This window comes from Mesorhizobium sp. YR577 (genome assembly GCF_900116595.1).
In the GTDB taxonomy this organism is placed as follows: Bacteria; Pseudomonadota; Alphaproteobacteria; order Rhizobiales; family Rhizobiaceae; genus Mesorhizobium_M.
The window spans coordinates 389,870-402,942 of record NZ_FPBI01000002.1; the positions used below are offsets into that span (position 1 = coordinate 389,870).

The window sequence follows — 13,073 nt, forward strand, 5'->3', positions numbered from 1 at the left end:
GGCTATTCGCTCTGCCGGAAGTTGCGGATGCGATCGAACAGAACGGCAAACACGATAGCACCGCCGATGAAGGTGCCCTGCCAGAAGGCGTTGATGCCGAGCAGACCGAGACTGTTGCGAATGATCTCGATCAGCGCCGCCCCGATGAGCGCTCCGAATGCGGTTCCGGCGCCACCTGCCAGATTGGCACCGCCGATAACGGCAGCCGCGATGACCTGCAGTTCCATTCCGGCGCCGATATTGGTGGTCACCGCGCCAAGCCAACCCGTTTGAATGATACCGGCAATGCCTGCCGACAGAGCTGAGATCATGTAGACGGCAACCTTGATCCTTTTCACGGGAACACCGGTAAGCGTTGCCGCATGCTCGTTGCCGCCGATGGCGAAGACGTAGCGGCCAAACCTGGTCCAGCGCAGTACGAAGCCGGTGATAAGCGCCAGAACGATCATGTAGAGGACAGGGTTGGCAATGCCTAACAGCCAGGCGCCGCCTCCCAGAGCCAATAGCTTTTCGTGATCGGGTCCGAACTCGAAGACGACGGTATTGTTGGATGCGACCATCGCCAGACTGCGGGCGATCGACAACATGCCAAGCGTAACCACGAATGGTGGAAAGCCGAGATAGGCGATCAATATGCCGTTGAATGCCCCGATCAGAAGCGCCGTGCCGATCGACGCTGCAATGCCGACCTCTATACTGTAACCGGCATGCATGACGACGGCCAGCACCATGCTGCACAGGCAAAGCACTGAACCCACGGAAAGATCGATGCCGCCGGTGATGATGACCAGCGTCATGCCGAGCGCGATAATCGCCACGAAAGTGACGTTGCGGGTGATGTTGTAGAGATTTTTCGTCGTGGCAAAGGAGTCGGTGGCGAAGGATAGGAAGATGCAGGCGAGGATGACCGCGATCAGCACCCAGAAAGTCTGGCTGCCGAGGATAGCTGCAAGCCAGCTCTGCTGCTTCTGCCCAATCGTCTGGTCAAGGGTGATAGCCATCGTCGACCTACGTTTCCTTCCGAGACCCAAGAACAGCGGCGATCACACCTGTTCGATTGCGCCGGTGATAAGTCCCGTCACTTCCTCAGGCGAACTCGCCCCGATCTGCTTGTCGGCAACTTTCCTGCCTCGCCGCATGACGATGACCCGGTCGGCAACGTCGAATACGTCCGGCATGCGATGGCTTATCAGAACAACCGCGATGCCCCGGTCGCGCAGGTGCCGGATCAGGTTCAGCACTTCCGCCACCTGACGCACCGAAATGGCCGCCGTCGGCTCGTCCATCAGCACGATCTTCGCTTCCGAAAGCATGGTGCGCGCGATCGCCACCGCCTGCCTCTGGCCACCCGACATCTGCCTGACGAGATCGCGCGGGCGCGTCTCGGACTTCAGCTCCCTGAATATTTCACCGGCGCGGCGGTACATTGCCTTGTAGTCGAGCACACGTAGCGGCCCGAAGCCGCGCCGCAATTCGCGTCCAAGAAAGACGTTGGCCGCAGCCGTCAGATTGTTGCAGAGCGCAAGATCCTGATGAACGATCTCGATACCATGCTGCCGCGCTTCTACCGGCCGATGCAATATGAGCTCAGCACCGTCCAGTTGCATGTTGCCGTGGCTCGGCCGGAAATTTCCGGCAATCATCTTGACCAGGGTTGACTTGCCGGCCCCGTTGTCGCCCATCAGGCCGACCACCTGGCCTGCCTCGATCGAAAACGAAACATCGTTGACCGCCTGGATGGCGCCGAAATGTTTGGAAATGTTGGTCAGTTCGAGAACCGCCACGCGCCTTCCAGCCTCCCGAAACCTGCAGGCTCGCCAGCGCTTTCAAGCGGCTGGTGTTTGACGCGGAGCCGTCGCGATCTCGCTTTCCCGGTCTCCTCCCAGGAGGGCGATAGCATGCATTTACGCAAAACAGCACCAAAGCGTCAATCAATTGTCTGATGAATCGAAGGGCGTAAGGCAGAAAGCTCATTTGTAGGACAAATAGCCGTTGACGCGCGAAGCACGCCGATATTAGCTGACCATACGAGGAAGAGCATGCCAAGGCTTGTCGCCGTCGCTTGGACAAGGCGTGAGCGTTATTTCCAGGCCTCGGCTCCACCTGAATATCAAGCGCATCGCCCATCGACTGCAAAGCTTGCAAGAAAATCAGATGCCGGCCGTACCGGCAGACTCAATACGATCTGGAAATGCTTATCGGCTCAGCCTGGCACTGCGGGCTTTCGAAAAGATCGTCGCACCGCCTGGCATCCGGTTTGATTTTGAGTAGCGGACACGCGGTGTCCGTCTTTTTCAAGGGAGGAACCAATGAGGAAGGCATTACTGCTCGCAACTGCCGTTCTGGCACTAAGTGCCGGACAGGCACTGGCCAAGAAACAGCTCGTCATCGTTGTGAAGGGTCTCGACAATCCATTCTTCGAGGCCATCAACCAGGGCTGCCAGAAGTGGAACAAGGAAAACGCGGACGCGGAATATGAGTGTTTCTATACCGGCCCCGCATCAACCTCAGACGAGGCCGGTGAAGCGCAGATCGTCCAGGACATGCTGGGCAAGGCAGATACCGCCGCGATTGCCATTTCACCGTCCAACGCCAAGCTGATCGCTCAGACCCTGAAGACTGCCAATCCGTCAGTTCCGGTCATGACGCTCGATGCCGATCTGGCTGCCGAAGACTCGGCGCTGCGCAAAACCTATCTCGGCACCGACAACTATCTGATGGGTGCGCGCATCGGCGACTACATCAAGAAGGCCAAGCCGAACGGCGGCAAGATCTGCACCATTGAAGGCAATCCTGGCGCCGACAACATCTTGCGCCGCGCACAGGGCATGCGCGATACACTCACCGGCCAGAAGGGCCTGACGGAACTGAAGGGCGAAGGCGGCTGGACTGAAGTCGCAGGCTGTCCGGTCTTCACAAATGACGACGGCGCCAAGGGTGTCCAGGCCATGACCGACATCCTCGCTGCAAATCCTGATCTGGATGCATTCGGCATTATGGGCGGTTGGCCGCTGTTCGGTGCGCCACAGCCCTATCGCGACCTATTCAAGCCCTTGGCCGACAAGATCGCCAGCAATGAATTCGCCATCGGCGCAGCCGACACCATCGGCGACGAGGTGGCAATTGCCAAGGAAGGCCTTGTCACGGCACTCGTCGGCCAGCGGCCGTTCGAGATGGGTTACAAGGCGCCGACAGTGATGATGGATCTGATTGCCGGCAAGCCGGTGGAAGACCCTGTTTTCACCGGCCTCGACGAGTGCACCAAGGACACGGTCGACACCTGCATTCAGAAGTAGCAGCACTCCGCTTCGGGCGTCTGTGTTCCAGATGCCCGAAATGCTGCTTTCTAAATCGCGGTCGTGCAGGGCTGCTTCAAGCCGGCTTTGACGGCGACAGGTCGACACCGTTGACGCTGCCGATATGCGTGGCCAGCATTGGAACGAACTGGTCGGCCTTGCCTGCCGCGGACGCGCCGGCAAAGGAGTTCTTGGCGGCATTGCCGAGCGGATTTGCCATGCCGACGGAATCAGCCATCGCTTCCAGATAGGTCATATCCTTCAAGGCGTTGGCGATGGAGAACTTATGAGCATCAGGGTCGCCTTCCAGCGTCCAGCGCATGAAGGTCTGATAGAAGCCGCAATCCATGCGTCCGTTGCGTATGACGCTGTCGAAGCGCGCTGGCGAAATACCCACCTTCTGCGCCAGCACCAACGCTTCGGCATAAAGCGCGGCGTAGCCGAGCGAAACGAAATTGTTCAAGAGCTTCATGCGATGGCCGTCGCCCGTTCCACCGATATGAACGACACGCCCCGCCCATGTGTCCAGCACCGGTTTCAGCCGCGCAAAAAGTTGGTCGGAAGCGCCGACCATCGTGTCCAGAGTGCCTTCCCAGGCCTCCTTCGGCGTACGGCTCAAAGGCGCATCGACATAGGCGACATCAAGCGCGGCAAGCTCATTGGCAAGCGCCATCGTCGAAACCGGATCGGCTGTAGAGCAGTCGACCACGACCGATCCCGGCTTCAGTCCGGCCTTGAGCCCGCCTGCCCCGCGAATGATCTCTTCCACCTGCCGCGAACCGGTTACGCATATGAAGACGACGGTGGAGCGTGCCGCAACCTCGGCCGGCGAGGAGGCCTCGGTTGCACCACGAGCGACCATATCCTCTGCCGGCGCACGGTTCTTGCGGCCCAGGAATGTCAGCGGATAGCCCTTTTCCACGATGTTCTTCGCCATGCCGTGCCCCATGAGGCCAAGGCCGATGAAGCCGATTTGTTCGCTTGCGTTCGCAGTCATGCTCAATTTCCTTGCTTGTCTTGTCCCATGTTGGATTCAGCTCTGGCGTCGCCCGCGTTCACCCACTTCATGGTCATGGCCTGCGACGAAGTGGTGCTCCCGGAAACCTTGTTTGTCTGACAATATCTACCGATCGCGCAGAATGTGGAGGACAAAATGTCGAAGAGGATCATATTCACCGGAGGCAGCGGCAAGGCCGGGCAGCACGTCGTCCAGTACCTTGTCGAACAAGGCCATCAGGTGCTCAATCTCGACACCAAGCCGCTCGACAATCCGAAGGTCCGAACACTCATCACGGACATCACCGACAGCGGCCAGGTCTTCAATGCGCTTTCGAGTTACACCGGGCTGCACGAGTTCGATCCGTCATTGCGGCCGCAGCCCATCGACGCCGTCGTTCATTTTGCCGCGATCCCCCGCATCATGATCACGCCTGACAATGAGGTCTTCCGCATCAACGCGCTCGGCACCTACAATGTGATCGAGGCAGCGGTAAAGCTCGGCATACGCAAGATCGTCATTGCATCGAGCGAGACGACCTACGGGCTGGTCTTCGCCAACGAACCGCGTAACCCGCGCTATTTCCCGCTCGACGAGGAATATGACGTCGATCCGATGGACAGCTATGCGCTCTCCAAGATCGTCAACGAGCAGACCGCGCGTGCCTTCGCCCTGCGCAGCGGTTTCGACATCTACGCGTTGCGCATCGGCAATGTGATCGAGCCGCATGAATATGATCTCTTCCCGAAATGGTTTGCCGACCCCGGTTTTCGCAAGCGGATAGCCTGGAGCTATATCGACGCGCGCGACCTCGGCCAGATCACCCATCTCGCCGTCGAGAAGGACGGTCTCGGTTATCAGGTGTTCAATGCGGCAAACGACGACACGTCGTCGGATCTGCCCACAAAAGAGTTGCTCGAGCGCTTCTATCCCGGCGTGCCGCTGAAGCGTGAGATCGGCGAGTACGAGACGCTTCTGGCGAACCGCAAGGTCAAGGAGTTGCTCAGTTTCCGGCCCCAGCACGGTTGGCGAAAATATGTTCGGCAGAGTTGATCGATCTGCACCACATCGATCTCGATCGGACAACGCTGCTGCGGCACAATTTGCAAGGACAATGCGTAAATATGGCAGAGCCGAAATCCGGAAAGGCCAGGAAGCCAGCCCGCACTGCGGTCACGGACAAGCATGGTCCGAAAGGCAAGCCGACCTCCAATCGAATCGCGGGGGCGAGCGTACCTGCCTCGCTGGCTGACGAGATTGGGCTGCGTATCGTTCGTGGCGACTACCCGCCGGCAACGATCTTGCCGAACGAGGCGAACTGGACCGACATGTTCAACGCCAGCCGTTCGGCGGTGCGCGAAGCCATCAAGATGCTGATGGCCAAGGGCCTGCTCAGCTCGCGACCGAAAATCGGCAGCCGCGTCCAACCACGTGATCACTGGAACCTGCTGGATCGCGATGTTTTGAGCTGGTATGCGGCCTCACCGGACCGCGAAGTCTTTCTCAGGACGGTTCAGGAATTCCGGCATATCATAGAGCCTGAAGCGACCGCCTTGGCGGCACTGCGCCGCACCGACGAGCAAATGGCTGAGATCAGCCAGGCGCTGCACGATATGGAGCACGCCGGGTCGCTTCGGCAGCGAACTCAGGCAGATACAAGATTTCATGTGGCCATCCTGCGTGCATCCGGCAACGATTTGCTTGTGCCGCTCGGCGTGCTGATCGAATCCGCGCTCAATCATCTCTTCGTCCATGTCACCCGAGAGGGCGACAGCCTGCAACGCGCGCAGAAACTTCATGAAAACATAGAAAAGAGCATTCGATTGCAGCGGCCCAATACAGCGCGCAGCGCGGTTCGCAAATTGCTGGCGAATACCGATGAGATCATAGGGCAAGGACCTTCATGATCCTCGCCCTATCTATGTCGTTCTGGAAAGCTTAGGCGACGCGCATGCGGATTTCCCCGACGCCTTCGACAGCGCCGTGCATCTCGTCGCCACGCACCACCGCACCGACTCCGGCAGGCGTTCCCGCAAAGATCAAATCGCCGGCCTGCAGCGTGAACAGACCCGAAAGGTAAGAAATCATTTCCGGCACTTTCCAGATCATCTGGTTTAGATCGCCGCTCTGGCGAAGCTCGCCGTTGACCTTGACCCAGATAGCACCGGCCGTCGGATGACCGATCTTGGAGGCTGGAACGAGCGGCGTGCAGGGTGCCGAGGCCTCGAATGCCTTGCCTGTTTCCCACGGCCGCCCGAGCTTCTTGGCTTCGCCCTGCAGGTCGCGGCGCGTCATGTCGAGGCCGACACCATAACCAAATACGTGATCCATCGCGCTTTCCAGCGGAATGTTGGTGCCACCCTTGTTCAATGCCACGACCAGCTCGATCTCGTGATGGACGTCGCTGGTCTGGGAGGGATAGGGGAAATCCTGGCCGGAAAGCACAAGCGTGTCGGGGTTCTTCTGGAAGAAGAAGGGCGGTTCGCGATTGGGATCATGGCCCATCTCGATGGCATGGTCGGCAAAGTTGCGCCCGACGCAATAGATGCGGTGAACCGGAAACAACGCATCGCTTCCGACGATCGGCAGCGTCGGTATGGCCAAGGGCGCAAACAGATAGTTGGTTGTGGTATGCACGTTCATTATCTCGCTCCTGCATAATATTCGATGCGTTTTTCGAAGGTTTCGATCAGCGCGGACAGAAGCATCGCTGCCGCGAAGAGGATGATGGTCAGGGCCCAGAAGCTTTCCATTTCAAAGCTACGGGAGAAGAGCTCGAACAGTTCGCCATAACCGAGGATCGAGACGAGGATCTGGCCGATGACGACGCCTTTGACACCACGGATAAGTCCGATGCGGATGCCTGCCAGTATCTCCGGCAAGGCAGATAGAAGGATGATCTTGCTGAACAACACCCAGCCATTCGCGCCATAGCTTCGGCCCATCTCGATAAGCGAAGGCGGCACCTGCATCACCCCAGCCCGCGCGTCAAGAACGATGATCCAGACCGCGAAGAGGAAGACTGTGACCACGACGGTTGTTTCGCCGAGACCAAAGAGGATCATCAGCACTGGAACCAGTGCCGACAGCGGCGCGCTGACGAACATGTTGACCCACAGGCCCATCAGATTGTCGACCGCCTTGAACCGTCCCATCAATATGCCGAGCGGGACGCCGATGCCGATGGCCAGGGCCATGCCGATGGCAAAGCTGCGCAGGGTGATGATGGAGGCATTCTGCCAAGAATTGGTCTGGACCAGATGCAGGCCCGTTTCGATGATGGAACTCATCGGCGGGATCAGGAAGATCAGGTCGAGCCGACCGACGATCTCCCAAAGGATCGCCCATACGATGAGCGAGGCCATCATCGGGATACGGAAACCAAAAATCGTCATGGCCGCGCCTCAATCCACATAGTGCCTGAGCCCGTCCCAGATCTCCTCGACGGTATTGAGGTAGCCTGGGTCGCGGCGGATGTCGTCTGGCGAAGCACTTCGATCGATTTTCGGATCTATGATCTGCGATATGCGACCGGGCCGCGGCGAGAGAAGCACGATGCGATCGGAAACATACACCGCCTCCTCGATCGAATGCGTAACGAAGATAAAAGTCTTCTTCTCCAGATCGACCAGCCGCAGGAGATCTTCCTGAAACTTGCGGCGGTTCTGCTCATCGACGGCCGAGAACGGCTCGTCGAGCAGCAGAACGTCGGCGTTGACCGAAAAGGCTCTTGCGATGCCGACGCGCTGGCGCATGCCGCCGGAGAGTTCATGGGGATATTTGTCCTCGAAGCCGACGAGGCCGACTTCCTTGATGTAATGGGTCGCGATGCGTTTGCGCTCGGCAGCGTTGACGCCGCGCAGCTCAAGGCCGAACGCAACATTGCGCATGACCGTCGCCCATGGCATCAGGGCAAAATCCTGAAACACGAAGGCACGTTCTGGGCCGGGTCCGGTTACGACGCGGCCATTGACCCGGATTTCGCCGGCAGTCGCAGGCACAAGGCCGGCGATGATCTTAAGCAGCGTGGTCTTGCCGCATCCGGATGGGCCCAGCAGCGTCGTCAGCTTGCCACGCGAGAATTCCAGATCGACATTACGCAATGCCTCGATGTCGCCATAGGTCTTGTCGATCCCGCGAACCTGGACGATCGCCTCATCGTTTGTGGCGGCGGTTTTGATGGTGGAGCGAGCAGCTTGCTGCATGTCACCTCTTCCTTTTTTCGGGGCGCAGGAACCGGACTTCGAACCACTGCAGGGCTGCGAGCGTCACGGTCGACACGACGATGATGGACGCGACCGCTGCATACATATGCGCGTAATTCGCGATGGACCGGTGATAGGTTATGAGGTCGCCGACGCCGGTCGGCGTGATCAGCAGTTCGGCCAGCATGACGCCGATGAAGCCGGCCGCGATGCCAAGCCGCAGCCCGGCGAAAATGACCGGAGATGCATCAGGAATAATGATCTTCATGATCTGCTGAAAGCGCGTTCCCTGAAACGAGCGGCACATGGCCACCAGCGACGGATTGACGTGGCGAACGGCCTTGTAGGAATTCAGCACGATCACCGGCAGGGCCAGCATGATGACTGCCAAGGTCTTTGCTGTCAGCCCGATGCCATAGATGAACGTGACCAGCGGCACCAGCGCTGCCATGGGCGCAGCCTGCAGCACGATGAAGACGGGCGCCAGAAGCCACTCGGCCTTGAGCGACAATCCCATCAAAATGCCGAGCACGACACCCAAGACCGCCGAGACAGCAACGCCGAGCAGCAATGGCTGCAAGGTCAGGAAATATGCGTGGCCCATCGTGCCATCGAGAACCATCTCCACGAAGGCGGCAACGGTCGAGGTAAAGGTCGGAAACGCAATGCTGATCGGTACGAGACCCGCGATCTCCCAGGCGCCGAAGAGCAGTGCGAGAGACGCCGCCGTCCATAGTGCCGGCACTTTTTCGAATACACGAGCGAGGGCTTGGCCGATATTGACCGGGGCTTTATCAGCCCCGGTCATATCGGTCAGTTTGAGCGATGAGGACATTCCGCCTGCCCTATTTCGTGCCGAGCTTGGCGATAGCGGTATCAAGCGGTCCGAGCGCCCAGAAATCCTCGACCTTGAGTTCCTCAGCCTTGCCTTCGAGCGCGCCCGAAATGGTATAGAAGTCGAAATCGTCCTTGGCCGCGTCCGCACCGCCGCCATTCACCGGCAGGCCGAGAGCGGCTGCCTCAGTGAAATAAGGCTCGATGTCTGCCACCATATCCGGCGTGGCATCCGGCAGCAGTTTGTATTTTTCGCGCAGAGCGACGATTGACTTGGGATCGGCAGCAATGTCGCGCCACGTAGTCAGGATTGCCTCGACCAGCGTGGCGACGGCTTCAGGATTGCTCTCAAGGAAAGCGGTATTGGCAAACAGCGCCTCGTCGGTGGCGCTGACATCGCCCAGCGGCAGGAAGACGAATTTGCCCGGCGCCTTGTCTTCAAGGATGCGCTTGCCGGACGAGTCCACGATGGTGGCCTTGACGTTGCCTTGCAGGAGCGCGCCGGTGCGCACTTCAGCACCCGGTACATAAGAGATGTTGGAATATTTGATGCCGTGCGTATCGGCCATCAGGCGCATGATCGCTTCGGTGCCCGACCCGCGCGAGTGGACGGCGATTTCCTGGCCATCCAGATCCTTCCAGTCCTTGTAGAACTCCGAATTCACCACCGGATAGAACCGCAACTGGCTCAGTTGCAGGAACATGCGGACCGGCGCCTTGACCTTCTGTATCAGCGAGTAAGGCCCGCCGACACCGATATCGGCCTGACCGCCGACCACGGCCTGCGCGGCAATGTCTTCGGACTTCAGATAAGTGACTTCGAGATCAAGACCCTTTTCCTTGGCGCGCTCGAACGCGACCAGCAGATGCAGTGATTCAACGGTCGGGATATCCCCGAATGCAATGCGAACCGGATCAGCTAGCGCAGACACCGGCGCGGCAATCAAAAGAATTCCCAACGTGAAGACGGTCGCAATGTTTCTAAACTTGTCGATCAACCCGTGCATGTTTTCTCCTCCCAGCTTGAATATCGAACACTCCTCCAAGACCAATTCGATATCAATTACAGATTAATCTAGATTGATTTTTCACCGCGTGTCAACGACGCAATGTCGACAAGCGCCGTAGACCAACTGCTCGTATTACCTTGATAGGTTATTTATTGATTGAAATCAGTATCTTAATGAGTTCACAAGATCGGCAGCTATCTCTGCATACATGTGATTGACAGCTAACATGATGGCGGTTATATATTGAACCAATGTGGTAATTGGTTTTGAAACAATGCCCCGAAAGAGCGATACACTGGCTGATGCGGCCGCGGCAACGAAGCTGCGACAATTCCTAGCGGGCATGGATTTGCCCAGCGACGGCCGCTTACCACCCGAGCGCGAGTTGGCAGAAACGCTCGATCTGGGGCGCGCCGCTTTGCGTAAGGCCCTGGCGGCGCTTGAGGCCGAAGGGCAGTTGTGGCGCCATGTCGGCAAGGGCACCTTTACCGGCAGCCGGCCTATAGACACCGTGGCCGATGTCACCGCAATGGCGCGGCGTACCAATCCGATCGAAGTGATGGGCGCACGCATCGCCTTCGAGCCTGAGATCGCCCGGAGCGCCGCACTCAACGCAACACCGGCATTGGTGGCAGAAATGCGCAATTGCATCGCCCGCACGAGGCAGGCGCCCAGTTGGCGGCATTATGAACTGTGGGACAACAAGCTCCATCGCACCATCGGCGAGGCGACGCAAAACAGCCTTCTGCTTGGCCTGCTCGACACGCTCAATGCCGTGCGCCGGGAAGTGACATGGGGCCGGCTGCGCGAAAACCCCGTGCGGCCTCCGGACGATCACCACAGTTTCGCCGAGCATGACCAGATTGTGGAAGCTATCGCTCATCGCGACACCGCGGGCGCCGCTGCAGCAATGCGCATCCATCTGCAGAGCGTAGAGCGGCATCTGCGCAATTCATGAGAGGCTGGCTGACGCCTCAGCTGTTGCGCGTCGCTATCTGTCGCGACGACTGAGGACAAAGTGGCTGATTGTCGTTTCTCGCCCGCTTCAGAGCTCGGTCGAACATGGCGGTCGAGTACCTGTCGGAGACACTGTTGAAGGCTCCAAGATTACCGGCGTCATCGGTCAACCAGCTTATCCGATATGTTGCATAGCTCAGCAGGCGGGACTGAAATCCTCGACTGCCGCGGTAGGCGAAACCATATGTAATCGTCTCGTGCATTTCGGTGCGTGAGGCCGGGCCAACCGGACCAACCGATCGGAATGCTCCGATATACTGCATCGGCACGGCTCGGAAAGTCGCATCCATCAATGCAAGCTTTTCCGATTCCGTGCCCATCTTCCCGGCCTGGCTCTCGAACCAGACGGTGAGGTCCGTCGCGAGACTTGGTTCGTACACCCTTCCCTCGACCCGCAGTGCCTGCCTGGCTTCGCGCTCAACATGTTCATAAAACTCCGGCGAAACACCGGCAACGCGGCAGGCATCAAACCAAAGCCGGGCGTCATAGAGCGTGTGATGAACCAGCGCGGCGAATGCCACAGTGCCGAGGGCAAGGAGGCCCACTACGGAGACGGCTACCCGGACCAGAATTTTCTTCCGTCTGGCCATGACGTTGTCCTGCTCCTCGAATTATGAATGCAGAGACCCGACACGCCATGATTGCAGGCAACCCGGCGATTGTAAGGCAGGCGTGTGGAAAGCATCCGGATCAGGAATACCCGGCGACCAAAAAGCTCAAATCTCCCGCAATATCTGCTCGTACAACATTTCAGCTGTTGGCGAGAGCGTCCGGTCACGAACCTTGATCAGGCTGTAGGGTTGCACATTGATCTCGAAAGGGATTGACAAAATGTCGATGGAGCCGGCAAGCCCAGATCGACCGGTGACGAAGCGTGCGACATCGATGGCTATCGGCGAAATCGCATCGGACTGAGCGACCATCACCAGGGTCAGAAGCAGCGAACTCGTGTTGAGGATGCGGTCAGGCAGCGGCGCGCCCTGGCTGACGAATATGCCTTCCACAGTCTGCCTGAGCAGGGAGCCGCTGGGTTGGAAGACCCAGTCATAATGGCTGAGTTGATCCAGATCGATGGTCTTGCCGGTTGAAAGCGGATGACCGCGGCGCGCAATCAGGCATGCCTTTTCGACTCCTATGATACGCGCCTCGAACAGCCTCGGGTTCAGATCGTCGGGGATGCGCGCGATGATGAAATCATGTCGTGACGCCAGCAATTCGCGCGCCAGCACTGCGCTGGTCTCGATCTGCACGCTGATCTCGATGCGAGGATGACTTTGCCTGACCTTCCTGATGGCCGGTACGGCGAGTTCGATCGCCGGCGCCGTGACGGCGCCGAGAAAGACGGATCCGCCCGTGCCCTGCTTCAGGCCGGAAATTTCCCTGTCCACCTCGCGCATTTCAAGAAGAATTGTCCGCGCGCGCCGCGCCAACACCTCGCCGAATGGCGTTAGCCTGATACCGCGCGGCAATCGTTCACATATTTCGACGCCGAGGATCGCTTCGATTTCGGCGATCATGCGCGACGCTGCCGGCTGCGAAATATTCATGACATGCGCCGCAGCGCTGATCTGGCCGTGGTCCTCGAGCGCGACCGTCAGGCGCAAGTGCCGGAGCTTCAATCCACTTCGCAGCAGGCCTTCATCGCTTTCATAGCTGTTTTGGACACGCCCCTGCTTCGGACCGGTTGGCATGAGAACTTACTCCGCTAAGTGAT

At 58.8% G+C, this 13,073-nt stretch carries 14 protein-coding genes; 4 read left to right on the forward strand and 10 right to left on the reverse strand.

All coding sequences use genetic code 11. From position 1 onward, the window contains the following. Nucleotides 1-2: 2 nt before the first annotated feature. Nucleotides 3-1,001: an ABC transporter permease gene (locus BM413_RS04730; protein ID WP_091910922.1), complete on the reverse strand. Its 999-nt coding sequence runs from the start codon at nt 999-1,001 to the stop codon at nt 3-5. A 42-nt stretch (nt 1,002-1,043) separates the two neighbouring features. Then, complete coding sequence (locus tag BM413_RS04735) at nt 1,044-1,784, reverse strand: ATP-binding cassette domain-containing protein (RefSeq protein ID WP_139238555.1); 741 nt, start codon at nt 1,782-1,784, stop codon at nt 1,044-1,046. Between the two features lie 525 nt (nt 1,785-2,309). Between BM413_RS04735 and BM413_RS04740 the strand changes: the two genes are divergently transcribed. After that, nucleotides 2,310-3,296, forward strand: a complete 987-nt coding sequence (locus BM413_RS04740) for a substrate-binding domain-containing protein (protein WP_091910924.1) — start codon at nt 2,310-2,312, stop codon at nt 3,294-3,296. Between the two features lie 76 nt (nt 3,297-3,372). Here the strand turns inward: BM413_RS04740 and BM413_RS04745 are convergent, their stop codons facing one another. Continuing rightward, complete coding sequence (locus BM413_RS04745; protein ID WP_280141816.1) at nt 3,373-4,299, reverse strand: NAD(P)-dependent oxidoreductase; 927 nt, start codon at nt 4,297-4,299, stop codon at nt 3,373-3,375. Between the two features lie 150 nt (nt 4,300-4,449). Between BM413_RS04745 and BM413_RS04750 the strand changes: the two genes are divergently transcribed. Then, complete coding sequence (locus BM413_RS04750; protein WP_091910928.1) at nt 4,450-5,346, forward strand: NAD-dependent epimerase/dehydratase family protein; 897 nt, start codon at nt 4,450-4,452, stop codon at nt 5,344-5,346. Between the two features lie 71 nt (nt 5,347-5,417). Next, a complete protein-coding gene (locus tag BM413_RS04755; RefSeq protein ID WP_091911134.1) occupies nt 5,418-6,200 on the forward strand; it encodes a FadR/GntR family transcriptional regulator in 783 nt (260 codons plus the stop codon). Between the two features lie 31 nt (nt 6,201-6,231). Here the strand turns inward: BM413_RS04755 and BM413_RS04760 are convergent, their stop codons facing one another. The 5 genes from BM413_RS04760 to BM413_RS04780 are packed head-to-tail and all read right to left on the reverse strand — an operon-like array spanning nt 6,232 to nt 10,339. Next, complete coding sequence (locus BM413_RS04760) at nt 6,232-6,936, reverse strand: fumarylacetoacetate hydrolase family protein (protein ID WP_091910930.1); 705 nt, start codon at nt 6,934-6,936, stop codon at nt 6,232-6,234. Beyond that, the gene (locus BM413_RS04765; protein ID WP_091910932.1) at nt 6,936-7,688 is read right to left on the reverse strand and encodes an ABC transporter permease; all 753 of its coding nucleotides are present in this window, start codon (nt 7,686-7,688) and stop codon (nt 6,936-6,938) included. Before BM413_RS04765 ends, BM413_RS04760 begins: the two co-directional genes overlap by 1 nt. Nucleotides 7,689-7,697: 9 nt before the next feature. Next, the gene (locus BM413_RS04770) at nt 7,698-8,498 is read right to left on the reverse strand and encodes an ABC transporter ATP-binding protein (RefSeq protein WP_091910933.1); all 801 of its coding nucleotides are present in this window, start codon (nt 8,496-8,498) and stop codon (nt 7,698-7,700) included. A 1-nt stretch (nt 8,499) separates the two neighbouring features. Beyond that, on the reverse strand, nt 8,500-9,333 hold the full coding sequence (locus BM413_RS04775; RefSeq protein WP_175544242.1) for an ABC transporter permease: 834 nt from the start codon (nt 9,331-9,333) through the stop codon (nt 8,500-8,502). 10 nt (nt 9,334-9,343) lie between these two features. Next, nucleotides 9,344-10,339 carry an ABC transporter substrate-binding protein gene (locus tag BM413_RS04780; protein ID WP_091910935.1) on the reverse strand — a complete coding sequence of 332 codons (996 nt, stop codon included), beginning with the start codon at nt 10,337-10,339 and terminating at the stop codon, nt 9,344-9,346. A gap of 277 nt (nt 10,340-10,616) precedes the next feature. On the opposite strand from BM413_RS04780, the gene BM413_RS04785 reads away from it, so the two are divergent. Then, on the forward strand, nt 10,617-11,300 hold the full coding sequence (locus BM413_RS04785; RefSeq protein WP_091910937.1) for a FadR/GntR family transcriptional regulator: 684 nt from the start codon (nt 10,617-10,619) through the stop codon (nt 11,298-11,300). A gap of 16 nt (nt 11,301-11,316) precedes the next feature. On the opposite strand, the gene BM413_RS04790 is transcribed toward BM413_RS04785, so the two are convergent. Together BM413_RS04790 and BM413_RS04795 are read right to left on the reverse strand one after the other, a co-directional pair. Beyond that, nucleotides 11,317-11,949 carry a hypothetical protein gene (locus tag BM413_RS04790; RefSeq protein ID WP_091910939.1) on the reverse strand — a complete coding sequence of 211 codons (633 nt, stop codon included), beginning with the start codon at nt 11,947-11,949 and terminating at the stop codon, nt 11,317-11,319. A gap of 126 nt (nt 11,950-12,075) precedes the next feature. Then, nucleotides 12,076-13,050: a LysR family transcriptional regulator gene (locus BM413_RS04795; RefSeq protein ID WP_091910941.1), complete on the reverse strand. Its 975-nt coding sequence runs from the start codon at nt 13,048-13,050 to the stop codon at nt 12,076-12,078. Nucleotides 13,051-13,073: the final 23 nt, after the last annotated feature.

Excerpts from the sequence above, each read along its gene's own strand:
- BM413_RS04740 (WP_091910924.1), top strand. The coding sequence starts at position 2,310 with ATGAGGAAGGCATTACTGCTCGCAACTGCCGTTCTGGCACTAAGTGCC.
- BM413_RS04780 (WP_091910935.1), bottom strand. The coding sequence starts at position 10,339 with ATGCACGGGTTGATCGACAAGTTTAGAAACATTGCGACCGTCTTCACG.
- BM413_RS04760 (WP_091910930.1), bottom strand. The coding sequence starts at position 6,936 with ATGAACGTGCATACCACAACCAACTATCTGTTTGCGCCCTTGGCCATA.
- BM413_RS04775 (WP_175544242.1), bottom strand. The coding sequence starts at position 9,333 with ATGTCCTCATCGCTCAAACTGACCGATATGACCGGGGCTGATAAAGCC.
- BM413_RS04785 (WP_091910937.1), top strand. The coding sequence starts at position 10,617 with ATGCCCCGAAAGAGCGATACACTGGCTGATGCGGCCGCGGCAACGAAG.
- BM413_RS04790 (WP_091910939.1), bottom strand. The coding sequence starts at position 11,949 with ATGGCCAGACGGAAGAAAATTCTGGTCCGGGTAGCCGTCTCCGTAGTG.
- BM413_RS04755 (WP_091911134.1), top strand. The coding sequence starts at position 5,418 with ATGGCAGAGCCGAAATCCGGAAAGGCCAGGAAGCCAGCCCGCACTGCG.
- BM413_RS04795 (WP_091910941.1), bottom strand. The coding sequence starts at position 13,050 with ATGCCAACCGGTCCGAAGCAGGGGCGTGTCCAAAACAGCTATGAAAGC.
- BM413_RS04765 (WP_091910932.1), bottom strand. The coding sequence starts at position 7,688 with ATGACGATTTTTGGTTTCCGTATCCCGATGATGGCCTCGCTCATCGTA.
- BM413_RS04750 (WP_091910928.1), top strand. The coding sequence starts at position 4,450 with ATGTCGAAGAGGATCATATTCACCGGAGGCAGCGGCAAGGCCGGGCAG.
- BM413_RS04730 (WP_091910922.1), bottom strand. The coding sequence starts at position 1,001 with ATGGCTATCACCCTTGACCAGACGATTGGGCAGAAGCAGCAGAGCTGG.
- BM413_RS04770 (WP_091910933.1), bottom strand. The coding sequence starts at position 8,498 with ATGCAGCAAGCTGCTCGCTCCACCATCAAAACCGCCGCCACAAACGAT.